Origin of the sequence: Micromonospora sp. WMMB235 (genome assembly GCF_001855515.1) — a bacterium.
Lineage (GTDB): Bacteria > Actinomycetota > Actinomycetes > Mycobacteriales > Micromonosporaceae > Micromonospora > Micromonospora aurantiaca.
On sequence record NZ_MDRX01000001.1, the window covers coordinates 5217840 to 5240232 of the forward strand.

Annotated in this window: 19 protein-coding genes; 9 read left to right on the forward strand and 10 right to left on the reverse strand. The window is 72.8% G+C overall.

The features are described 5' to 3' along the window. Positions 1 to 41: 41 nt before the first annotated feature. The 7 genes from BFV98_RS23145 to BFV98_RS23175 all read right to left on the reverse strand — a co-directional run bounded on the left by BFV98_RS23145 (position 42) and on the right by BFV98_RS23175 (position 7331). On the reverse strand, positions 42 to 779 hold the full coding sequence (locus BFV98_RS23145) for a DUF4142 domain-containing protein (protein ID WP_013288552.1): 738 nt from the start codon (positions 777 to 779) through the stop codon (positions 42 to 44). 98 nt (positions 780 to 877) lie between these two features. After that, entirely contained in the window at positions 878 to 2053 is a 1176-nt protein-coding gene (locus BFV98_RS23150) for an ROK family protein (protein ID WP_071097787.1), read from the reverse strand. Positions 2054 to 2084: 31 nt separating this feature from the next. Further along, positions 2085 to 3344 (reverse strand): sugar ABC transporter permease, encoded by a 1260-nt coding sequence (locus BFV98_RS23155; RefSeq protein WP_013288550.1) that lies wholly within the window; start codon positions 3342 to 3344, stop codon positions 2085 to 2087. Then, a complete protein-coding gene (locus tag BFV98_RS23160) occupies positions 3341 to 4153 on the reverse strand; it encodes an ATP-binding cassette domain-containing protein (protein ID WP_013288549.1) in 813 nt (270 codons plus the stop codon). Before BFV98_RS23160 ends, BFV98_RS23155 begins: the two co-directional genes overlap by 4 nt. A 103-nt stretch (positions 4154 to 4256) precedes the next feature. Continuing rightward, positions 4257 to 5360: a sugar ABC transporter substrate-binding protein gene (locus BFV98_RS23165; protein ID WP_013473650.1), complete on the reverse strand. Its 1104-nt coding sequence runs from the start codon at positions 5358 to 5360 to the stop codon at positions 4257 to 4259. A gap of 203 nt (positions 5361 to 5563) precedes the next feature. Continuing rightward, a complete protein-coding gene (gene ybaK / locus BFV98_RS23170; protein WP_071097788.1) occupies positions 5564 to 6043 on the reverse strand; it encodes a Cys-tRNA(Pro) deacylase in 480 nt (159 codons plus the stop codon). A gap of 55 nt (positions 6044 to 6098) precedes the next feature. Then, positions 6099 to 7331 carry a methyltransferase domain-containing protein gene (locus BFV98_RS23175; RefSeq protein ID WP_071097790.1) on the reverse strand — a complete coding sequence of 411 codons (1233 nt, stop codon included), beginning with the start codon at positions 7329 to 7331 and terminating at the stop codon, positions 6099 to 6101. Between the two features lie 254 nt (positions 7332 to 7585). On the opposite strand from BFV98_RS23175, the gene groES reads away from it, so the two are divergent. The 3 genes from groES to BFV98_RS23190 all read left to right on the forward strand — a co-directional run bounded on the left by groES (position 7586) and on the right by BFV98_RS23190 (position 11384). Continuing rightward, positions 7586 to 7900: a co-chaperone GroES gene (groES, locus tag BFV98_RS23180; protein ID WP_018222648.1), complete on the forward strand. Its 315-nt coding sequence runs from the start codon at positions 7586 to 7588 to the stop codon at positions 7898 to 7900. A 70-nt stretch (positions 7901 to 7970) separates the two neighbouring features. Further along, positions 7971 to 9614, forward strand: coding sequence for a chaperonin GroEL (groL, locus tag BFV98_RS23185; protein ID WP_013288545.1), 1644 nt, complete (start codon positions 7971 to 7973; stop codon positions 9612 to 9614). Positions 9615 to 9737: 123 nt separating this feature from the next. Then, positions 9738 to 11384, forward strand: a complete 1647-nt coding sequence (locus BFV98_RS23190; RefSeq protein WP_071097791.1) for a sulfite oxidase — start codon at positions 9738 to 9740, stop codon at positions 11382 to 11384. A gap of 176 nt (positions 11385 to 11560) precedes the next feature. Here BFV98_RS23190 and BFV98_RS23195 read toward each other — a convergent pair whose 3' ends face one another. Next, the gene (locus BFV98_RS23195; protein WP_013288543.1) at positions 11561 to 11944 is read right to left on the reverse strand and encodes a WhiB family transcriptional regulator; all 384 of its coding nucleotides are present in this window, start codon (positions 11942 to 11944) and stop codon (positions 11561 to 11563) included. Positions 11945 to 12196: 252 nt separating this feature from the next. On the opposite strand from BFV98_RS23195, the gene BFV98_RS23200 reads away from it, so the two are divergent. Further along, positions 12197 to 13015 carry a response regulator transcription factor gene (locus tag BFV98_RS23200; RefSeq protein WP_013288542.1) on the forward strand — a complete coding sequence of 273 codons (819 nt, stop codon included), beginning with the start codon at positions 12197 to 12199 and terminating at the stop codon, positions 13013 to 13015. Positions 13016 to 13027: 12 nt separating this feature from the next. Here BFV98_RS23200 and BFV98_RS23205 read toward each other — a convergent pair whose 3' ends face one another. Next, positions 13028 to 13432, reverse strand: a complete 405-nt coding sequence (locus BFV98_RS23205) for a DUF5319 domain-containing protein (protein WP_013288541.1) — start codon at positions 13430 to 13432, stop codon at positions 13028 to 13030. 197 nt (positions 13433 to 13629) lie between these two features. On the opposite strand from BFV98_RS23205, the gene guaB reads away from it, so the two are divergent. The 4 genes from guaB (at position 13630) to BFV98_RS23225 (ending at position 19382) form a co-directional block, all read left to right on the forward strand. After that, positions 13630 to 15192, forward strand: coding sequence for an IMP dehydrogenase (guaB, locus tag BFV98_RS23210; RefSeq protein WP_030269408.1), 1563 nt, complete (start codon positions 13630 to 13632; stop codon positions 15190 to 15192). A gap of 31 nt (positions 15193 to 15223) precedes the next feature. Continuing rightward, the gene (locus tag BFV98_RS23215) at positions 15224 to 16342 is read left to right on the forward strand and encodes a GuaB3 family IMP dehydrogenase-related protein (RefSeq protein ID WP_013288539.1); all 1119 of its coding nucleotides are present in this window, start codon (positions 15224 to 15226) and stop codon (positions 16340 to 16342) included. Between the two features lie 98 nt (positions 16343 to 16440). Then, positions 16441 to 17835, forward strand: a complete 1395-nt coding sequence (locus BFV98_RS23220) for a M1 family metallopeptidase (RefSeq protein WP_030269410.1) — start codon at positions 16441 to 16443, stop codon at positions 17833 to 17835. 89 nt (positions 17836 to 17924) lie between these two features. Then, positions 17925 to 19382: a M1 family metallopeptidase gene (locus tag BFV98_RS23225; protein WP_013288537.1), complete on the forward strand. Its 1458-nt coding sequence runs from the start codon at positions 17925 to 17927 to the stop codon at positions 19380 to 19382. A 5-nt stretch (positions 19383 to 19387) separates the two neighbouring features. Here BFV98_RS23225 and BFV98_RS23230 read toward each other — a convergent pair whose 3' ends face one another. Then, complete coding sequence (locus BFV98_RS23230; RefSeq protein ID WP_013288536.1) at positions 19388 to 20488, reverse strand: LCP family protein; 1101 nt, start codon at positions 20486 to 20488, stop codon at positions 19388 to 19390. 142 nt (positions 20489 to 20630) lie between these two features. On the opposite strand from BFV98_RS23230, the gene BFV98_RS23235 reads away from it, so the two are divergent. Continuing rightward, a complete protein-coding gene (locus tag BFV98_RS23235; RefSeq protein ID WP_013288535.1) occupies positions 20631 to 22313 on the forward strand; it encodes an FAD-dependent oxidoreductase in 1683 nt (560 codons plus the stop codon). The last annotated feature ends 80 nt before the right edge of the window (positions 22314 to 22393 follow it).

Consider the following 22393-nt stretch of genomic DNA (forward strand, 5'->3'; position numbering starts at 1 on the left):
GGCCCCGGCACACGTGCCGGGGCCCGCTCGACGGCCGGGGGTCACGTGCGGCGGGTCAGCCGCCAGGTCGCGTACCCGCCGGTGCCGAGCGCGATCAGGAACACCGCCCACACCACACCGGTGCCCACCTGGAGTCCACCGCCGCTGCCCACGTTGGCCTGGGCGGCGGCGACGAGCGAGTCGCTCTGCGCGGGCGGCAGCGCGGCCGGCGGCAACTGCTGCCAGCGCACCAGCCCGGTGCTCTCCAGCATGGTCATGTGGTCGTTGACGAACGTGTTGGCGTCCTCGGCCAGCTTGCGCACGATCGGGTCACGGGTGCTGGCCCGGACCGCGCCGATCACCGGGAAGATCTTGCCGTGGGCGACCCGCAGCCGGGTGACGAAGATCTGGTCGAACCGGGCGCCGGTGGCGTTCTGCATCTCAGTCAGCCACCCCTTCTGCTCGGCCGTCGGATCCGTCGGCAGGGTGGCGCCCAGCTTGTTCGCGGCCTCGACCACCAGCAGGTCCAGCTCCGCGTGCTGCTTGGCGATCTCCGCGCCGACCTCGCGTACCCGGGCGGACTGGCCCTTCTCGGCCGCCATCTGCCCGGCCGGCATCTCCCACAGCCCGGCCAGCCGTACGCCGTTGAGCAGCGTCATGTCGGCGGCGTTCATCTGCACGCCGGGGTTGGGTGCGGCCTGTGCCGTCCCGGGAATGACGCCGATCCCCGCGCCCAGCGCGGCGAGCAGCAGTACCACCCGGTGCGCCAGCTTGCGGCGTGCGGATTCCAGCGATGCCATGGTTGCGGTGCCTCCTCGGTCCGGACCGGTACGCGGGGTCGTGGACGGCCGCGCAAGCCGGCCGCCCGTCCGCACACTGGTACGGATCGGCGGGCCGATCAGTTCAGCGGGTCGGCGAGGAGTCGTTCGAACGCCAGCTCGGCGGCGCCGATCAGCGCCGCGTCGCCACCGAGCTTCGGGGTACGCAGCCGTACGTGCTCCAGGCACGCGGGCAGCCCGTTGGAGTTGAGCCGGCTGCGTACCTGCGCCGCGGAGGCCAGGTAGAGGTCACGCATGGTGCCGCCGAAGATGACCATCTCCGGGTTGAAGATGTTCACCAGGTTCGCGACGCCGAAGCCGAGCCAGTCGCCGGCCTGCCGTACCGCGGTCTGGGCGCGGGCGTCGCCGCGGTCGGCGGCGTCGAAGACGGCGAGCAGGGCGTCCCGGCCACGCGCCTCGGACCGGCCGGCGGCGCGCAGCAGCCCGTGCTCGCCGATCTCGGTCTCCCAGCAGCCGCGCCGGCCGCAGTCGCAGCGCACCCCGTCGCGGACCACCACCATGTGGCCGACCTCGCCGCCGTAGCCGCCGTGCCCTCTCAGCCGCCGGCCCCCGGCGATGATGCCCGCGCCCACGCCGACGTCGCCGTAGATGTAGATGACGTTGTCGCAGCCGACCGCCGCGCCGCGGGCGTGCTCGGCGTACGCGGCCACGTCGGCCACGTTGCCCACCGTGATGGGTACGTCTATCCCCAGCTCGACGGCGAGCGCCGCGCCGATCGGCTCGTCCACCCAGCCGGTGGTGGGGCTGAGCCGGACCAGCCCGTCCTCGCGGCGGACCATGCCGCACACCGCGACCCCGGCGCCGACACAGATCGCGTCCGGCGGCACCGACTGGTGCATCTCCTTGACCGCCCCGGCCAGCAGCGGGGCGGCCTCCCCGGCGACCAGGTTGCGTGGCCGCTCCATCTCCCGGCGGTCGAGCACCTCACCGCCGAGCCCGACCCGCGCGGCCCGCAGCCGGTCCACCTCGACGCTGTACGCGTACGCGTAGACCCGCCCCGACTCGGGCCGGACGACGAGTGACGGTCGTCCGGCCCGGCCGGTCTCCTTCGGCGTCCCCTCGCTGACCAGACCGGCGCCGGCCAGGTCCGCGGTCAGCGCGCCGATGGTGCTGCGGTTGAGGCCGAGCGCTGTGGTCAGCTCGGCCCGCGTGGTGGCACCGTGGACGTGTACATAGCGGAGCAATGCGCCCAGGTTCTGCCGACGGATCTCGTCCTGACTGGGGCCCGCGCGCATTGCCACTGCCATGGTGTTCCCGTACCCCGGGTCAGCGCGTGCCGGTGGCGGCGGCCCGCCGACGCGACAGCGCGTCGATGGTCGCTGCGGCGAGCAGCACCACGCCGGTGACCACGAACTTGACGCCCGAGCTGTATCCCATCAGTCCCATACCGTTGTCGATGACCGCCACCACTGCGCCACCGAGCACGGCGTCGAGGACCCGGCCCTTGCCGCCGAAGAGGCTGGTGCCGCCGATCACCGCCGCGCCCACGGCGTAGAGCAGTACGTTACTGCCCCCGGTGTTGGGGTCGACCGAGTTGGCCCGGCTGGCGGCCACGATGCCGCCGATCGCGGCCATCGAGGAGCAGATGATGAACACGGAGATGCGGATCCGGTCGACGTTGATGCCGGCCCGGCGGGCCGCCTCGGCGTTGCCGCCGACCGCGTAGATGTGCCGCCCGTAGCTGGTGCGCTGGAGCACGAACGTCCAGACGACGAGCAGGATCGCGATGATCGGCACCACGATCGGCACGCCCTTGAGCGAGACGACGAGCACGTTGCGGCTGCGCTCCAGGTTGAGCACGTAGACCGCCACGCCGAGGATCACGGCCAGACCGGCGATCCGCGCGGCGACCACCGCGATCGGATCGGTGAGCAGGCCGCGGGCGGCACGGTTGCGGTGCCGCAGCAACTGCACGGCCGCGTACCCGACGACGGCGACGGCTGCGAGCGACCAGCCCAGCACGGGCGAGAGGTTGCGGTTGGCGATCGCGACGAGCACGTCGTCCCGGACCGCGATGTTGGCGCCCTCGTCCATGAGCGTCAGCACGACGCCCTGGAAGGCCAGGAACCCGGCGAGCGTGACCACGAAGGAGGGGATGCCGACCTTGGCGACCAGCAGGCCCAGCACGGTGCCGATCACCACACCGGTGACGACGGCGGAGAGTACCGCCACGTACCAGGGGTAGCCGAGCACTGTCACCACGTTGGCCAGGATCGCGGCGCAGACGCCGCTGGCGAAGCCGGCGGAGAGGTCGATCTCGCCGAGCAGCAGGACGAAGACCAGACCCATCGCGATGAGCGTGACCGCCGCGCCCTGGGTGAACAGGTTCGCCAGGTTGCCGGCGGTGAAGAACGACGGGCGGGCGATCGAGAAGCCCACCGCCAGCGCCACGAGCATGACCACGGCGGGGAGCGCACCGATGTCGCCGCCGCGTACCCGGCGCCAGTAGTTGTTCACGTGGCTGCCGACGGTCGGTGTCGGGGTGACGCCGGCCGGGCCTTCCTTCTTCACGACGATGGCGGTCATCGGACGGCTCCTGGAGTGGTGTCGGCGGGCGCGGCGCCGTTGCCGCCCGGCTCGCCGGTGAGGCCGAGGCTGCCGGAGCGGCCGGCGGTGATCAGCTCGACCACCTGCGAGTGGGTGATGTCGGTGGTCTTCACCTGGGCGACCATCTGGCCGAGGTAGAGCGCGGCGATCCGGTCGGATACGGCGAAGACGTCGTTCATGTTGTGCGAGATCAGCACCACGGCCAGGCCGTTGTCGGCCAGCCGGCGGACCAGCTCCAGCACCTGGGCGGTCTGCGCGACGCCGAGTGCGGCGGTCGGCTCGTCCAGGATGACGAGCCGGCTGTTCCAGAGCACGGCCTTGGCGATGGCCACGGTCTGCCGCTGGCCGCCGGAGAGGCTGGCCACGTGCTGGCGCAGCGACTTCACGGTGCGCACGCTCAGGCCGGCGAGCGTCTCGGCGGCCATCTGCTCCATGGTCGGCTCGTCGAGCACGATGCCGCTGCGCTTCTCCCGGCCGAGGAACATGTTCTGCACGATGTCGAGGTTGTCGCAGAGCGCGAGGTCCTGGTAGACGACCTCGATCCCGAGCGCGGCGGCGTCCCGAGGGCTGTTGATGGTCACCGGGCGGCCGTCGAAGACGAACTCGCCGGCGTCGGTGGGGTGGATGCCGCTGATGCACTTGACCAGGGTCGACTTGCCGGCGCCGTTGTCGCCGACCAGCGCGGTCACCTCGCCGGCGTGCGCGGCGAAGGCGACGTCACGCAGCACCTGGACGGGACCGAAGCTCTTGTCGATCCCGCGTAGCTCCAGCAGGGGGGTTGCGGACACGGGGTTCTCCTTTGGGCGGAGGGAGGTCTCGGATCCCGTCCGGCGCGGGCGCCGCCCGGCACGGGAAACCCCGTGCCGGGCGGCGCCGCCTGAGGCGGGTGGGTCAGCTCACGCCGGCGTCGGTGCAGAGCTTCGCGAAGGCACCGGTGCAGAGCTCTTCCTTGGTGACGTATCCGTCGGCCACCACGTCCTTGACGTTGTCCTTGTAGATGGCCTTGGGCTCCAGCAGCACCGACGGCACGTCCCGGCCGCCCTCCGGGTCCTTGACCGTCTGGCCGGTGTCCTTCCGCTCACCCTTGGCGAGCGCGATGGCCAGCTCGGCGGCGGCGTCCGCCTCCTTCTTGACCGCCTTGTAGACAGTCATGCACTGGTCACCGGCGAGGATGTTCTGCAGGCCCTCCTTGGTGGCGTCCTGACCGGTCACCGGAACCTTGCCGTTGAGCTTGTTCTTCTTCAGCACCGAGATGGCCGCGTTGCCGAGACCGTCGTTGGCGGCGAGCACGCCGTCGATCTTGCCGCCGGCCTTGGTCAGCTGCTGCTCGAAGATCGTGGCGGCCTGCGCGTTGTCCCAGGCCGGCACCGAGTCGTCGGCGACCTTGGTGTACTCCTTCGAGTCGAACTTCGGCTTGAGCACCGAGTCGTACCCGTTCTTGAACAGGGTGGCGTTGTTGTCGGTCGGCGAGCCGTTGAGGTACGCGATCGACGGGTTCTTGACGCCCTTGTCGGTCAGGCACTTGCTCAGGCCCTCGCCCTGGAGCTTGCCGACGGCCTCGTTGTCGAAGCTGACGTAGTACTGGGCGGAGCCGCCCAGGGTCAGCCGGTCGTAGTCGATGGTCGCGACGCCCTGCGACTTGGCCTTGTCGAGCACGGCCTTGCCGGTGCCGGAGTCCAGGTTGACGATCATCAGGACGTTGACGCCGTTGGTGATCATCTGGTCGGCGATGGTCTGGAACGCGGTCTTGTCGTTCTGCGCGTTCTGGATGTCGGACTCGACGCCGGCCGCGTCGAACGCCGCCTTGAGGTACTTGCGGTCCGCGCCCTCCCAGCGGGCGGAGGACTTGCTGTCCGGCAGGATCACGCCGATCTTCGGCTTCTTGGCGTTGGAGCCGCCGGCCTCGTCGGAAGAACCGCCGTTGTCACCGCAGGCGGCCATGCTGCCGGTCGCGAGAAGACCGACGGCCGCGAAGGTGAGGAAGCCCTTGCGCATGTGCAGGGTCCTTTCGGAGGTGGGGGAGTGGTGATGTTTTGTTGTGCCCGGCAACGTATTCCCCGCTTCCCATGCGCCGCAAGACTGCCGAGGTCAGAAGTTTGTTGGCGGCGGTAACAATTCAGCAACGCGGTTGTCACCCGCGGGACACCGCCGGGAGAGCGCGTTCCGGAAACGCTCCCACACGTACCGTCACGAGCCGCTCAGGCATTGGCGATCGACGCCGTCGTCGCCCCGGTGAGCGCCACCAGATCCGTCGGCGCGAGCTGCACCTGCAACCCCCGGCGACCCGCCGAGACGTACACCGTCGGGTGCGTCAGCGCGGAGGCGTCGATGACAGTCGGTAGCCGCTTGCGCTGCCCGAGCGGGCTGATGCCGCCGCGGACGTATCCGGTCGCGCGCTCGGCCGTCGTACGGTCGGCCATCGTCGCCCGCTTGCCGCCGGCCGCGGCGGCGAGCGCCTTCAGGTCCAGCTCGCCGGTCACCGGCACCACCGCCACCGTCAGCCCGCCGTCGACCTCGGTGACGAGCGACTTGAACACGCGCTCCGGCGCCACGCCGAGCGCGGTCGCCACGAGCGCACCGTAGTTCGGCGCGTCCGGCGAGACGTCGTAGGTGTGGGTGCTGTGGGCGATCTTCCGCTTGCTCAGCAACGCGATCGCCGGAGTGCCAGGGCCCGCCACGGGCTCAAGCTAACCCGCGCGCCGCGACACCGCGAGCCGGAAACGTGAGCCGGGGTCAACCGCCGGCCGGAACCGGCCGGCAGACGAGCACAGTGGGGTCGCCTGCCACCCGGGTCAGCGCCAGACCGGCCGCCTCGTCACCGGACAGCCGCAGGTCGCGGCGCAGCTTCTCCGGCTCCAGCGCCGAGCCGCGCTTGCGGATCTCGACCCGGCCGACGCACCGCTCCCGCAGCAGGGCGCGCAGCCGCTTCAGCGAGAACGGCAGCACGTCGGTGATCTCCAGGCAGCGGGCGAACGGCGTGGGCCGGGCCTCGTCGGCGTACAGGTAGGCGATCGACGGGTCGGCGAGCGTGGCGTCGAGGTCGGCGGCCAGCTCGGCGACCAGGTGCGCGCGCACCACGGCCGGATCCGGGTCGTAGAGGAACCGCCGCACCGGTCCCACCGGCGCCTCCTGCGCACCGGTCCCGGTGAGGTGATAGGAAGGGCCCCTTTTACTACCGGAGGCGTTAAGAAGGGGCCCTTCCTTCTCGCGCAGCAGGGTGGCGCGGCGTGGGACCTCGGCCAGCTCGCCGCACCAGAGCGCGGCCTCGACCAGGTCGCCGTCCACGCTCACCCACTCCGCCTCGGCGCCGGCCGGGATCAGCGCGTGGTCCAGCCCGGGCGCCACCTTCACCACCGTGCGCGGCACGCGTGCGGCCAGGCCGGTGACGAAGTCCCACGGCGGCGAGTAGGCGTTCGGGTCGAACACACGCCGCCCGGTGCCGGCCCGCCGCCGCGCCGGATCGCAGAACACGGCGTCGACCCCTGTCGCGTCGAACGCCGTGGCGTCACCGCGCTCGACAGTCACCAGGTCGGCCAGCCCGGCCGCCTCGGCGTTCGCGGCGGCCATCGCGGCGGTCACCGGGTCGGCCTCCACCGCGTACACCCGGATGCCGGCGCGGGCCGCGGCGAGCGCGTCGGCCCCCAGCCCGCACCCCAGGTCGGCCAGCGTGGTCACACCCGCGGCCCGCAGCCGCGCGGCGCGCCGGTCGGCGACCGCGCGGCGGGTGGCCTGCTCCAGCCCGGCCCGGGTGAGGAACATCCCGGCCGCCGCCGCGCCGAACTTGCCGGCCGCCCGGCGGCGCAGCTCGGCCTGGGTGAGTGCGGCCGCCGCGAGCCCGCCGGGGATTCCGGCCGAACGCAGCGCGGCCGCCGCCGCCAGCGGGTCGCCGCCGGCCACCCGTTCGGCCGCGGCGAGCGCGGCCGACCCCTCGGGGGTACGCAGCGCGGCGAGCTGGTCGAGATCCACGCGCTCATTCTCCCGGCCCGGTTCCGGCGCGACACGGAGGGCGACGCGTTGGCACTCTCCTTGACGGAGTGCTAGCCGAGGAATAACCTGCGATTAGCACTCTCACCCTGAGGGTGCCAACGCCCGAGCCTCGTGCCCGGGGGTTGAGCGCCAGGCGGACCGGCACCCGCGACGACGGCCCCGCCCGGTGGCATGTGGCAGATTGACGCTGGTCGGCATGCCGGCCGGCAACGACACCAAGTACCCGGGAGGGTATGCCCGTGACTACCGCGACCAAGGTTGCGATCAAGCCGCTCGAGGACCGCATCGTGGTCCAGGCGAACGAGGCCGAGACCACCACCGCCTCGGGCATCGTGATCCCCGACACCGCCAAGGAGAAGCCGCAGGAGGGCACCGTCCTCGCTGTCGGCCCGGGCCGGATCGACGACAAGGGCAACCGCGTGCCGATCGACGTGAAGGTCGGCGACACCGTCCTCTACTCGAAGTACGGCGGCACCGAGGTCAAGTACGCCGGCGAGGAGTACCTGGTGCTCTCCGCCCGCGACGTCCTCGCGGTCATCGAGAAGTAAGCAACCGATCAGTGTCGTTGCCCCGGTCCGGCTCGCCGGGCCGGGGCGACGTCGCTTCGAAGGGATACTGATGGCGAAGATCCTCAGCTTCTCGGACGACGCCCGGCACCTGCTCGAGCACGGTGTCAACGCCCTCGCGGACGCGGTGAAGGTCACCCTCGGCCCGCGCGGGCGCAACGTCGTCCTGGACAAGAAGTTCGGTGCGCCCACGATCACCAACGACGGCGTGACCATCGCCAAGGAGATCGAGCTCACCAACCCGTACGAGAACCTCGGCGCGCAGCTGGTCAAGGAGGTGGCGACCAAGACCAACGACGTCGCCGGCGACGGGACCACCACCGCCACCGTGCTGGCCCAGGCCATGGTCCGCGAGGGCCTGCGCAACGTGGCCGCCGGCACCAACCCGACCGGCCTGAAGCGGGGCATCGACGCGGCGGCCGCCAAGGTCTCCGAGGCGCTGCTCGGCAAGGCCGTCGAGGTCGCCGGCAAGGAGTCGATCGCGCACGTCGCGACCGTCTCCGCGCAGGACGCCGCCATCGGCGACCTGATCGCCGAGGCGATGGAGAAGGTGGGCCGCGACGGCGTCATCACCGTCGAGGAGGGCTCCGCGCTCACCACCGAGCTGGAGGTGACCGAGGGTCTCCAGTTCGACAAGGGCTTCATCTCGCCGAACTTCGTCACCGACCTGGAGGCGCAGGAGGCGGTCCTGGAGGACCCGTACATCCTGATCACCACCCAGAAGATCTCGGCGATCGAGGAGCTGCTGCCGCTGCTGGAGAAGGTTCTCCAGAACAACAAGCCGCTGCTCATCGTCGCCGAGGACGTCGAGGGCCAGGCCCTGTCCACGCTCGTGGTCAACGCGCTGCGCAAGACCGTCAAGGTCTGCGCCGTCAAGGCCCCCGGCTTCGGCGACCGCCGCAAGGCGATGCTCCAGGACATGGCGATCCTGACCGGCGCCGAGCTGGTCGCCCCGGAGCTGGGCTACAAGCTCGACCAGGTCGGCCTGGAGGTGCTCGGCACCGCCCGTCGCGTCGTGGTCGACAAGGAGAACACCACAGTCGTCGACGGTGGCGGGCAGGCCTCCGAGGTCGCCGACCGGGTCGCGCAGATCCGCAAGGAGATCGAGGCCTCCGACTCCGAGTGGGACCGGGAGAAGCTGGCCGAGCGGCTGGCGAAGCTCTCCGGCGGCATCGCCGTGATCAAGGTCGGCGCGGCCACCGAGGTCGAGATGAAGGAGCGCAAGCACCGCATCGAGGACGCCATCGCCGCGACCAAGGCCGCGGTCGAGGAGGGCACGGTCCCGGGTGGCGGTGCCGCCCTGGCCCAGATCCTGCCGGCGCTCGACGACGACCTGGGCTTCACCGGTGACGAGAAGGTCGGCGTCTCGATCGTGCGCAAGGCGCTCGTCGAGCCGCTGCGCTGGATCGCCCAGAACGCCGGCCACGACGGCTACGTGGTGGTGCAGAAGGTCGTCGCCCAGGACTGGGGTCACGGCCTCGACGCCGCCACCGGCGAGTACGTCGACCTGGCCAAGTCCGGCATCATCGACCCGGTGAAGGTGACCCGCAACGCGGTCAGCAACGCCGCCTCGATCGCGGGCCTGCTGCTCACCACCGAGAGCCTCGTGGTGGAGAAGCCGGCCGAGCCGGAGCCGGCCGCCGGTGGGCACGGCCACTCGCACGGTCACGGCCACCAGCACGGCCCGGGCTTCTGACCCGACCGCACGGCCCGACGTCAGGGCACACCGCCGACCCGGTGGTGTGCCCTGACGCGTATGCCCTTACGGAACGCTGACGACATTGGCAGCCGGGCCGGCGGGTCGACCAGACTGGACGCCGTGAGCACCCTCTCCCGCCGCCGCGCGGCACTGGCCGGTGTCGTCGCCGCCGTGGTGGCACTCGGTACCGCCGAGCCCGTGGCGGTCCTGACCGGTCCCCGGTCCGCGCCGCTCGTCGCCGTCGGCGGACTCGTCGTCGACCTGGTGCCCGAGCCGGTCAAGCAGTTCGCCATCGACGTCTTCGGCACGTACGACAAGATCGCCCTGCTGGTCGGGACGGCGCTGCTGCTGGCCGCCTTCGGGGCGCTGCTCGGCCTGGCGGCGGCCCGGCGGCTGGTGATCGGCCTGGCCGGCGTCGCCGCGTTCGCCGTGCTCGGCGTCGCCGCCGCGCTGACCCGGGCCGGCGCTGACGCGTTCGACGCGCTGCCCTCCCTGGTCGGCGGCGGACTCGGCGCGCTGACGCTCTGGGCGTTCGTGGCCGGGCCGCTGGGCGCCGGCCCGGCACGCCGGGAGCAGGCCGGGCGCGACCGGGCCGACGCGGCGGACCGGCCGCCGTCGGCGCCGCCTCCGGCGGTCGCCGCGCTCGCGGGGGAGGAGAAGACCCCGGGTGGCTGGGAGCCGGTACGGCACGACGACGACGCGGAGTCGCGGCGGCGGTTCCTGCGCGGCGCCGGGCTGCTCACCGGCGCTGCGGCGGTGGCCGGGCTGGGCGGGCACTGGCTGGCCGGGCGGCGCGGCGTGTCGGCGGCCCGGGAGGCGGTGACGCTGCCCGCCCCGGCCGTGCCCGCCCCGCAGGTGCCGGCCGGAGCCGACCTGTCACTGCCCCGGCTCGCGCCGTACGTGACGCCGAACCGGGAGTTCTACCGGATCGACACGGCGCTGGTGGTGCCGCAGGTGGACCCGGTCACCTGGCGGCTGCGGATCCACGGGCGGGTGCGCAACCCGATCGAGCTGAGCTTCGACGACCTGCTGGCCCGCCCGATGGTCGAGCGGTACGTGACGCTCGCCTGCGTCTCCAACGAGGTGGGCGGCGACCTGATCGGCAACGCGCGCTGGCTCGGCGTACCGATCAGGGAACTGCTCGACGAGGCCGGCCCGGAGGAGGGCGCGGACCAGGTGGTCGGGCGCGCGGTCGACGGGTGGACCTGCGGCACGCCCACCTCGGTGCTGCGCGACGGGCGGGACGCGCTGCTCGCGGTCGGCATGAACGGCGAGCCGCTGCCGATCCAGCACGGCTTCCCGGTGCGGATGGTGGTGCCCGGCCTCTACGGGTACGTGTCGGCCTGCAAGTGGCTCACCGAGCTGGAGCTGACCAGCTTCGCCGACTTCGACGCGTACTGGGTGCCGCGCGGCTGGTCCGCGCAGGGCCCGATCAAGACGCAGTCCCGGATCGACACGCCCCGGCCCCGCAGCCGCCCGGCCGCCGGCCCGGTGATCGTGGCCGGTGTGGCGTGGGCGCAGCACCGCGGCATCCGTCGCGTCGAGGTACGCGTCGACGGCGGCCCCTGGCAGGAGGCGACGCCGGCCCCGGCGGTGTCGGCGGACACCTGGGTGCAGTGGTCCTGGCGGTGGGACGCGACGCCGGGCGAGCACACGCTCCAGGTGCGGGCGACCGACACGACCGGCGAGACCCAGACGGAACAGCGCGCCCCGGTCGCCCCGGACGGCGCGACCGGCTGGCACACAGTGCGGGTCACGGTCACCTGACGACCGCCCCACCCCGAAAGATCAACACCAGTTCCCCGAAGTGGTGGCATCAGAGGCTCCGCGATATAGCCATTTCGCCGAGCTGGTGTTGATCACGCGGGGGGCGGCGGGGCGGGACGACACGACGACGCCGCGCCCCGGGGTCCGGGGCGCGGCGTCGGGGGTCGTGAAGCCGGTCAGGCGACCTTGCGCTGGTCCGGCACGGCGGTGTTGTGCGGCCGGCCGAGGCGCGCCTCCAGCCGGGCGATGTCCACCTTGGTCTGCCGGCGGTCGGCCAGGTCCTCCCAGCCGAGGGCGAGCAGCCGCAGCCGCTCGGACTCGCTGAACCCGCCCCAGACGCCGTACGGCTCGCGTACGGAGAGCGCGTGGGCGGCGCACTCGGCGCGTACCGGGCAGGCGCGGCAGACCGACTTGGCACCCATCTCGCGGCGCAGCCGGGAGGAGCCGCGCTCGCCGTCCGGGTGGAAGAACTGCGCGCTGTCGCGGCCACGGCAGGCTCCGAGCCGCTGCCAGTCCCAGAGCTCGTCGATCGGTCCAGGCAGCCTACGTACGTTCGACATCAGCACCCCTCCTCCCGCGCGGCACCGCGGAGAATGTTCGTTGCCAGCTACCGGGCGGCGGTCCGCGCGGGATGCCGGTTCCGGATGAACCCCTCGGTACCCGAGCGGTCCGCGGCTCACACATCTGTGATCGAAAACCTCGGACACTCGGCGGCATATGCCCCATCTGTCGGAAAAGTTCGGATGATTGCCCGGAACCCCCTCCCGAGCCCACCTCCGCATGGTCTGCTCTGAGTCGGAGAGGAGACCACTGTGCGTAGTGTTCTTGTGTGCGTTCGGACACCATTGGCGGCCCAGCATCTGACCTCCGCGGCGGCGCGGCTCGGGCTGTCCGGCGTCGTCCGGACGGCCGTCTCCGATCCGGAGGTGATGTTGCGGCTCGCCGAGCGCCCGGTGGACGTGGTGCTCGCCGACACCGCCCTGACCCGTCCGGACAGCGCCGGCTTCGTCCGGCGGGTGCTGGCCCGTGCCCCGCAGGCGGCGGTGCTGCTGCTCGGCGCCGAGGAGTCGGAGTCGGCGGCGGCCACCATCAGCGCCGGGGCGCGCGGACTGATCCAGAACGCCGACCACGACCTGACCAGCGCGGTCGCCAAGGCGCTGCTGCTGCTCTCCGCCCCCGGGCGGAGCAACAGGCACCGGGTGGCGGACACCGCCCGGGACGCGGCGGCTGTGGGCGGGCCGACCCGGCCGGCGGCGCCGGGGCGTACCCAGGGTGGGCCCGGCTGGCCGGCGACGGCGCCGGTGGACGCGGCGGGCCTGCCCACAGTGGTGCCCGTGCAGCGGGGTGAGGACCCGGACGACCCGGCGGCGGCCGACGGCGCGGAGGCGCCCCGGCCCGGTGCGGCCCAGCGGCCGGCGCGGTCGCCGCGCAGCGCGATCGGGCTGACCGAGCGGGAGCTTCAGGTGCTGCTCGGCATGGCCGAGGGCAAGAGCAACGCGGAGATCGGGCGGGAGCTGTTCGTCTCCGAGGACACGGTCAAGACGCACGCCCGGCGGCTGTTCCGCAAGCTCGGCGCGCGCGACCGGGCGCACGCCGTGGCGGCCGGGTTCCGGGCCGGCCTGGTCGCCTGACCCGCGCGGGGATCACTCCTGCGCGGAGTCGTCGGTGCCCTCGGTGAGCGTGTCGTGCACGCCGTCGGCGTAGCCGCGGGCGTAGTCCCAGCTCACGTAGTGGTCCGGGTCGGGGTCGTAGGCCGGCTCGTGCACCCGGGGACGCCCCGAGTTGAGCAGGTGGCGCAGGTTGCCGCGCAGCAGGTCCCAGTCGAAGTAGTGCGGCTCGCGGCAGTCTTCGCACTCGATCACCAGGCCGCGCACGCCGATCGGCTGGAGCAACGCCTGGTAGATCTCCAGATCGGCGAGATCCTCCAGGACGTCCTGGCGCTCGACCTCGCTCAGCGGGTCGAGCGCGTCGTCGTCGCCGGGATCGTGCAGGCCGGCAGCCGGATCGGCCGGGTCGCCGTTGAACGGGTCGATGGGCTCGTCGTGCACCCCTTCACCGTAGACCCCGCGCCGCAGGAAAGCCCGCCCCAGCCCGTGCTGTGGCCCGGCCTACCCTCGGGCCCGCCGCTTCCCGGGCGCGGACGGGCAAGTGGGTACGATGAGGCGACGCGCCGTCACCAGGCGCCTGCCGGTGCCCCCGCGCGCCGCCTCGCTGCAGCCCGTACGACCAGCTCAGGGGAGCAATCGTGGAGAATTCGCCCAGCACCGAGATCCCGGCCGGCACCGACGGCGGGGAGTTGGGTGGCCATCTGCCCGAGCTGCCGGCCGGTTCGGCCCGGGTGGTGCCGCTCGGGCTGACCTTCGACGACGTCCTGCTCCAGCCGGGCGAGTCGGACGTCGTGCCCAGCCGCGTCAACACCCGCACCCGCCTCACCCGCAACATCGAGCTGACCGTGCCGCTGCTGTCCAGCGCGATGGACACCGTCACCGAGGCGCGGATGGCGATCGCCATGGCACGCCAGGGCGGCATCGGCGTGCTGCACCGCAACCTCTCCGTCGAGGACCAGGCGCTCCAGGTCGACCTGGTGAAGCGCTCCGAGTCCGGCATGATCACCAACCCGGTGACGGCCAGCCCGGACGACACGCTGCGCGAGGTCGACGCGCTCTGCGGGCGCTACCGCATCTCCGGCGTGCCGGTGGTGGACGGGCAGGGCCAGCTGGTCGGCATCGTCACCAACCGCGACATGCGGTTCGTCTCCGACCCGGCCACGCCGGTGCGCGAGATCATGACCCGCACCCCGCTGATCACCGCCCCGGTCGGCGTGAGCAAGGACGACGCGCTCGGCCTGCTGCGCCAGCACAAGATCGAGAAGCTGCCGATCGTGGACGCGGGCGGCAAGCTGCGCGGCCTGATCACGGTCAAGGACTTCACCAAGAGCGAGCAGTACCCGAACGCCACCAAGGACGACGCGGGCCGGCTCCGGGTCGCCGCAGCGGTCGGTGTCGGCGAGGACGGCTACAAGCGCGCCCGTGCCCTGGTCGACGCCGGCGTGGACGTCGTCATCGTCGACACCGCGCACGGCCACCAGCGCGCCGTGCTGGAGATGGTCGCCCGGCTCAAGCGGGACGTCTCCATCGACATCGTGGGCGGCAACATCGCCACGTACGCGGGCGCGAAGGCGCTCGTCGAGGCCGGTGCGGACGGCGTGAAGGTGGGCGTCGGCCCGGGCGCCATCTGCACCACCCGGATCGTGGCCGGTGTGGGCGTACCGCAGATCACCGCGATCATGGAGGCGGCCCGCGCCGCCGGCCCGGCCGGTGTGCCGGTCATCGGTGACGGCGGCATCCAGTACTCGGGCGACATCGCCAAGGCGCTCGTCGCCGGCGCCGACACGGTGATGCTCGGCAGCCTGCTCGCCGGCTGCGAGGAGAGCCCCGGCGAGCTGATCTTCATCAACGGCAAGCAGTACAAGGCGTACCGGGGGATGGGCTCGCTCGGCGCGATGCAGTCGCGCGGCCAGGGCAAGTCCTACTCCAAGGACCGCTACTTCCAGCAGGACGTGCTCGCCGAGGACAAGCTCGTCCCGGAGGGCGTCGAGGGTCAGGTGCCCTACCGGGGGCCGCTCTCCGCCGTCGCCCACCAGCTCATCGGCGGGCTGCGCGCCGCGATGGGGTACGTGGGCGCGGAGAGCATCCCGGAGCTGCACCGGCGCGGCCAGCTCATCCGGATCACCGCGGCCGGGCTCAAGGAGAGCCACCCGCACGACATCCAGATGACCGTCGAGGCGCCCAACTACCACTCCCGCTGAACCACCACCCCCAAACCACCTGGAGTCCCCCATGCGTGACGTGGTCGAGATCGGGCTGGGCAAGACCGCGCAGCGCGGCTACCACCTGGACGACATCGCCATCGTGCCGAGCCGCCGCACCCGGGACGTCGACGACGTCTCCACCGCGTGGCAGCTCGACGCGTACCAGTTCGGCATCCCCTGCGTCGCGCACCCCTCGGACGCGACCATGAGCCCCGCCTCGGCGGTCCGGCTCGGCCAGCTCGGCGGCCTCGGCGTGCTCAACGTCGAGGGCCTCTGGACCCGGTACGAGAACCCGGCCAAGATCCTGGAGGAGCTGGCCGGTCTCGGCGAGGACGCGCGGGCGACCAAGCGCCTCCAGGAGGTCTACGCCGAGCCGATCCGCCCCGACCTGATCGCCGAGCGGGTCCGCGAGCTGCGTGAGGGCGGCGGCACGGTGGCGGTACGGGTCTCCCCGCAGCACACCCTGGCGCTGGCCCCGGTGATCCTCGACGCCGGCGTGGACATCCTGGTCATCCAGGGCACGCTCGTCTCGGCCGAGCACGTCTCCACCACCGACGAGCCGCTCAACCTCAAGGAGTTCATCGCCGACCTGGACCTGCCGGTCGTCGTCGGCGGGTGCACCGACTACAAGACCGCGCTGCACCTGATGCGTACCGGCGCGGCCGGTGTGATCGTGGGCATCGGCGGCGACGACTGGTCGACCACCGAGTCGGTGCTCGGCATCCGGGTGCCGATGGCCACCGCCATCGCCGACGCCGCCGCTGCCCGCCGCGACTACCTGGACGAGACCGGCGGCCGGTACGTGCACCTGATCGCCGACGGCGACATGCAGACCTCCGGCGACATCGCCAAGGCGCTCGGGTGCGGCGCGGACGCGGTGATGCTCGGCGAGCCACTGTCGTTGTGCGAGGAGGCGCCGGCCGGGGGCGCCTGGTGGCACTCCGCGGCCAGCCACCCGTCGCTGCCCCGTGGGGCGTTCGAGGTGGCCGGTGAGCCGCTCGGCTCGATGGAGAAGCTGCTGTTCGGCCCGGCCGACGAGCCGGACGGCCAGCTCAACCTCTTCGGCGGCCTGCGCCGCGCGATGGCCAAGTGCGGCTACCGCGACCTGAAGGAGTTCCAGAAGGTCGGGCTGGTCCTCGACCGCTGAGCACCGCTGAGCATCGGCTGAGCACCGCGCGGCGGCGCGGGCGGCGGCGCGGACGTGTTCCGGCCCCGCCCGCGCCGTCGCGCGTCTAGGCTCGCCGGGTGGGACGGGGGCGGGTCTGGGCGGCAGGGCTGGTGGCGGCGGCGTTCGCGCTGAGCGGGTGCACCGGCGGCGACGAGAGCGGGTTCCGGCCGGGCGCGGCGGACGCCGGTGACCCGTACGTGCCGGGGGCCGGCAACGGCGGCTACGACGTGGGCCACTACGCGCTGGACGTGCGGTACGACCCGGCCGGCGACCGGCTCACCGGCACCGCGACGCTGACCGTCACCGCCACCCGGGCGCTGTCCCGGTTCCAGCTCGACCTGGCCGGGCTGGACGTCGAGCGGGTGCGGGTGGACGGCGAGGCGGTGAAGCACCGCCACGACGGCGCCGAGCTGATCGTCACCCCGTCGGGCGGGCTGCCGTCCGGGCGGCGGTTCACTGTCGAGGTCACGTACGGCGGGGTGCCGAAGCCGCTGCCGAACGCCGAACTGGGCGACGGCGGATTCCACGCCACACCGGACGGTGCGATAGCGCTCGGTCAGCCGGAGTCGGCGAGCACCTGGTACCCGGTCAACGACCACCCGTCGGACAAGGCCACCTACGACCTCGCGGTCACCGTGCCGGACGGCCTCGCCGCGCTGTCGAACGGCGTGCCGGAGGGGAGGACGTCGAGCGGCGGCTGGACCACCTGGCGCTGGGCGGAACGCGCGCCGATGGCCAGCTATCTGAGCACGCTGGTGATCGGCGACTACCGGGTCAGCAGCGGCACCCACGCCGGCAAGCCGCTGGTCACCGCCGTCGCCGCGGCGCTGCCCGCGGACGGTCCGGCCGCCGCGTCGGTGGCCCGCACCGGCGAGGTCGCCGATTTCCTGGCCGCGCGCTTCGGCCCGTACCCGTTCGAGGCGTACGGCGGCGTGGTGGTCGCCGACGAACGCATCCGGTACGCGCTGGAGACGCAGAGCCGTCCGGTCTACGGGCCGGCGTTCTTCCGCGGGGACCGGCCGAACACCGAGGTGGTCGCGCACGAGCTGGCGCACCAGTGGTTCGGCGACAGCGTCTCGGTGGCCCGGTGGAGCGACATCTGGCTCAACGAGGGCTTCGCCACGTACGCCGAATGGCTCTGGGCCGAGCACGACGGCGGGCGCACAGTGGCGCAGACCGTCGTCGAGCGCTACGCGGCCACCGACTGGTCGAGGCCCACAGTCGACCCGGGCCGGGCCGGGATGTTCGGCGACGCGGTCTACCAGCGGGGCGCGCTCGCGGTGCACGCGCTGCGCCGCGCGGTGGGCGACGAGGCGTTCTACCGGGTGCTGCGCGGATGGCTGGCGCAGCACCGCGACGGCAACGTCACCACTGCCGATTTCATCGGGTACGCCGAACGAACGTCCGGGCGGCCGCTGCGGGCGCTGCTGGACGCCTGGCTGGTCGGGGGCACGCCACCGGGACTGCCGTGACGCACGCGTGACCGCCGCTGGGTAGGCTGCCGCGGTCGGAGCGGCCCGTGGGCGGGGCCGCCGAACGGGCCCCGGGAGGGATCGAGGCGATGACGCGGCGCGGCGCACGACGACGGATCGGGTTGCTGACCTGCGGCACGCTGCTGCTGGCCGGCTGCGGTTCGGCCGAGCCGGACCCGGGCCCGTCGTCCCCGGCCGGTCCCGCGCCGGCGACCTCGCGCAGCTTCGCGCCGGGCGCGGCCGGAGCCGGCGACGCGTACTTCCCGAGCTACGGCAACGGCGGGTACGACGTCGCGCACTACACGGTGAAGGTGCGCTACGACCCGGAGACGGACAAGCTCAGCGGCACCACCACGCTGCGGGCCACCGCGACCGCCGACCTGTCCGCGTTCAACCTGGACCTGGCCGGGCTGACCGTCCGCTCGGTGACTGTGGACGGCACCGCCGCCCGGCACAGCCGCACCGAGGACGAGCTGGTGATCACCCCGGCGATCGGGCTGACCTCCGGCAACGGGTTCACCGCCGAGATCCGGTACGACGGCAGGCCGGAGGCGCTGCGTACCGAGGCGCTGGGCGAGGGCGGCTGGCTGCACACCGTCGACGGGGCGATCGCACTCGGGCAGCCGGAGTCGGCGAGCACCTGGTTCCCGGTCAACGACCACCCGTCGGACAAGGCCACCTACGACATGGAGATCACCGTCCCGAAGGGACTGACGGCGGTCTCCAACGGCGTGCCGAAGGGGAAGGCGACCAGCGGCGCCTGGACCACCTGGAAGTGGTCGGAGACCGCGCCGGCGGCCAGTTACCTGACCACCGTGGCGATCGGGAAGTTCCGGGTCACCACCGGGCAGCACAAGGGACGGCCGGTCTACAGCGCGGTCACCACGCAGGTCGCCCAGGGGGCGCCGGACCGGTCCGTCGCGCGCACGGTCGAGGTCGCCGACTACCTGGAGAGCGTCTTCGGGCCGTACCCGTTCGACTCGTACGGCGGCGTGGTGATCGCCGACGAACGCATCCGGTACGCGCTGGAGACGCAGAGCCGGCCGGTCTACTCGGCGAGCTTCTTCCGGCAGGGCGACAACACCGGCGTGGTCGCGCACGAGCTGGCCCACCAGTGGTACGGCAACAGCGTGTCGATCCAGCGCTGGCAGGACATCTGGCTCAACGAAGGGCTGGCCACGTACGCCGAGTGGCTGTGGGCCGAGCACAGCGGCTCGACAACGGTTCAGCGCATGTTCGAGCAGAGGTACGCGAACGCCGGCGGTCAGGTGTGGCGTACGCCGCCGGGCAAGCCGGGCGTGGCGAACCTGTTCAGCCGCTCGGTCTACGACCGGGGCGGGATGACCGTGCACGCGCTGCGGGTGGCGGTGGGCGACACCGCCTTCTTCACCATCCTGCGCACCTGGGCGGCGGAGCGGAAGAACGGCAACGCCACCACCGCCGACTTCGTCGCGCTGGCCGAGCGGATCTCCGGCAAGAAGCTGGCGAAGGTCTTCGACCCGTGGCTGTACGGCACCGAGCGCCCGCCCGCCCCGAAGCCGCTGTAGGGCCTCTAGTTCTTGACGCGCAGCGACGGGTGGGCGGCCAGGAACGCGTCGGCCCGCCCGCCGCGCAGCGCGGTGAGGAAGTCGCGGCCGAGCGGCTTGAGCTGCTCACCCCGGTACGCGCCGCCGCTGCTCACCCCGGCGCCGGGCAGCACGACGAGCGTGAGCCGGTCGGCCGGCAGGCCACCCAGGACGTACGCGTAGTCGATCAGCTTCCGGCCGCCCCCGGCGTACACCAGGGTCCTGCCCAGCGCGGCCACCACCTGCTCGACCCGCTGCGGGTCGCGGGCCGTGCCCTGGTCGAGGATCTTGCGGGCCAGCGCCCGGAGCAGTTGCTGCTGGTGCCGTTGCCGGGTGTAGTCGCCGCCCGCGGTGTAGCGCTGCCGCGCGTAGTCGAGCGCCTGCCAGCCGGTCAGGTGGCGGGTGCCCTTCTCGTAGACCATCTGCGGCCCGGTGTAGCCGCCACCGGTCAGCGTCCGCATGGTGCCGTCCGGGCGGCGGTGCCGGGACTCGACCCGCTGGTCGACGTAGAGGTCCACGCCGCCGAGCGTGTCCACCAGCTTGTCGAAGCCGCCGAACGTGATCACCGCCCCGGCGTCGATGCGCAGGCCGGTGTAGCGGGAGACGGTGGTGCGCAGCAGCTCGTACCCCTGGGCGGTGCTGGGGTTGCGCTTGTCGCCCGGCACCCGGCTGCCGTAGCTCATCGCGTGGGTGAGCTTGGTCCGGCCGCCCGGGTAGCGGGCCTTCGGGTAGGCGGGGATGTCCACGACCAGGTCGCGGGGGAGCGAGAACAGGTACGCCTTGTCCAGCCCGGCCGGTACGTGCAGCAGCAGCACCGCGTCGGCGTGCGGCTCCCAGCCGGGGATGCTGACCCGGGTGTCGACGCCGACGAGCAGCAGGTTGAGCGGGCCCTTCAGGTCGGCGCCGGGCGGGGGTGCCGGGCTGGCGGTGGTCGGGGCGGGCGTCGGTGAGGCCGGCGGCGCGGTGCTCGGGCCGGCGGCCGGGGCGGCCGGGCGGTTCGCCACCAGCCGGGTGGTCACCACCGCTCCGGTGGCCACCAGCAGCGCCGCCACCAGTGCGGCCAGGCCCAGCAGGCGTCGTCTCGTCACGTTCGTTCCTCCCCGTGGTGTTCGACGCGCCGGGAGCCGCCGGAGGTTGCAGCGGCGGGAATCCCGGCGAATCGAGCGCTCTGCATGATCTGCGAAAAAACACTTGCTGGCGCCATAGCTACCGGTCGGTAATGATGCGTTCATGCGTTACGACGTGCTCGTCATCGGTTCGGGCTTCGGCGGCAGCGTCACCGCGCTCCGGCTGGCCGAGAAGGGCTACACGGTGGGCGTCCTGGAGGCGGGGCGGCGCTTCGCCGACGACGAGTTCCCGCGTACGTCCTGGCGGGCGCGACGGTTCCTCTGGGCGCCCCGGCTCGGCTGCTTCGGGCTCCAGCGGATCACGCTGCTGCGCTCGGCCGACCGCAAGGCCGGAGGCGGCGTGCTGGTGCTCTCCGGCGCCGGGGTCGGCGGTGGGTCACTCGTCTACGCGAACACGCTCTACGAGCCGCTCGACGCGTTCTACGCCGACCCGCAGTGGCGGGACATCACCGACTGGCGCGACGAGCTGGCCCGCCACTACGACCAGGCGAAGCGGATGCTCGGCGTCACCACGTACCCGATCGACACCCGCGCGGACCAGGCCGTCCGCGCGGTGGCCGAGCGGATGGGGGTGGCGCACACCTACCACCCGACGCCGGTCGGGGTGCACATCGGGCGCCCCGGCGAGCGGGTGGCCGACCCCTACTTCGGCGGGGCCGGGCCGGACCGCACCGGGTGCAGCCACTGCGGGTCGTGCATGACCGGCTGCCGGCACGGCGCCAAGAACACGCTCGTGAAGAACTACCTCTGGCTGGCCGAGCGCCTCGGTGTGCAGGTGCACCCGCTGACCACGGTCACCGCCGTACGCCCGGACCCGGCCGGCGGCTACGCGGTGCACACCGAGCGCACCGGCGCCTGGCTGCGCAAGCGGCGCGAGGTGATCCACGCCGACCAGGTGGTGTTCGCGGCCGGCGCGCTCGGCACCCAGCGGCTGCTGCACGAGATGAAGTCGACGGGTGCCCTGCCGGCGCTCTCGCCCCGGCTGGGCGAGCTGACCCGCACCAACTCCGAGGCCATCCTCGGCGCCTCGGTGGCGCCCGGCGCGGCCCGGAAGCGCGGCCTCGACTTCACCGAGGGGGTGGCGATCACCAGCTCGTTCCACCCCGACGCGCAGACCCACATCGAGCCGGTCCGCTACGGCAAGGGCTCCAACGCGATGGGCCTGCTCCAGTCGCTGCTCGTCGACGGCGGTCCCCGCCGGGTCCGGCGCTGGCTCGGGAGCATCGTCCGGCAGCCCGTCCTGGCGGCGCGGATGCTGTCGGTACGCCGCTGGTCCGAGCGCACCGTGATCGCGCTCGTCATGCAGTCGGTCGACAACTCGCTGACCACCCGCTACCGCAAGGGGCGGCTGGTCTCCGGCCCCGGCCACGGCGCGCCCAACCCGACCTGGATCCCGGCCGGCAACACGGCGGCCCGGCTGCTCGCCGAGGAGATCGGCGGCACCCCCGGCGGGGCGGTCACCGAGCCGTTCAACATCCCGGTGACGGCGCACATCCTCGGCGGCGCGGTCATCGGCGCCACCCCGGACGAGGGGGTGATCGACCCCTGGCACCGGGTGTACGGCCACCCGGGGCTGCACGTGGTGGACGGCGCGGCGGTCTCGGCGAACCTGGGCGTCAACCCGTCGCTGACCATCACCGCGCAGGCCGAGCGGGCCATGTCGTACTGGCCGAACAAGGGCGAGGCGGACCCGCGCCCGGCGCTCGGCACGGCGTACACCCGGGTCGAGCCGGTCCCGCCGCGGCGGCCGGCCGTCCCCGCGCACGCCCCCGCCGCCCTGCGGTGAAAGGAAGGGCCCCTTCTTAACGCCTCCGGTAGAGGAAGGGCCCCTTGTTAACACGTTCACCCCGCCACACCGCCGGGGCG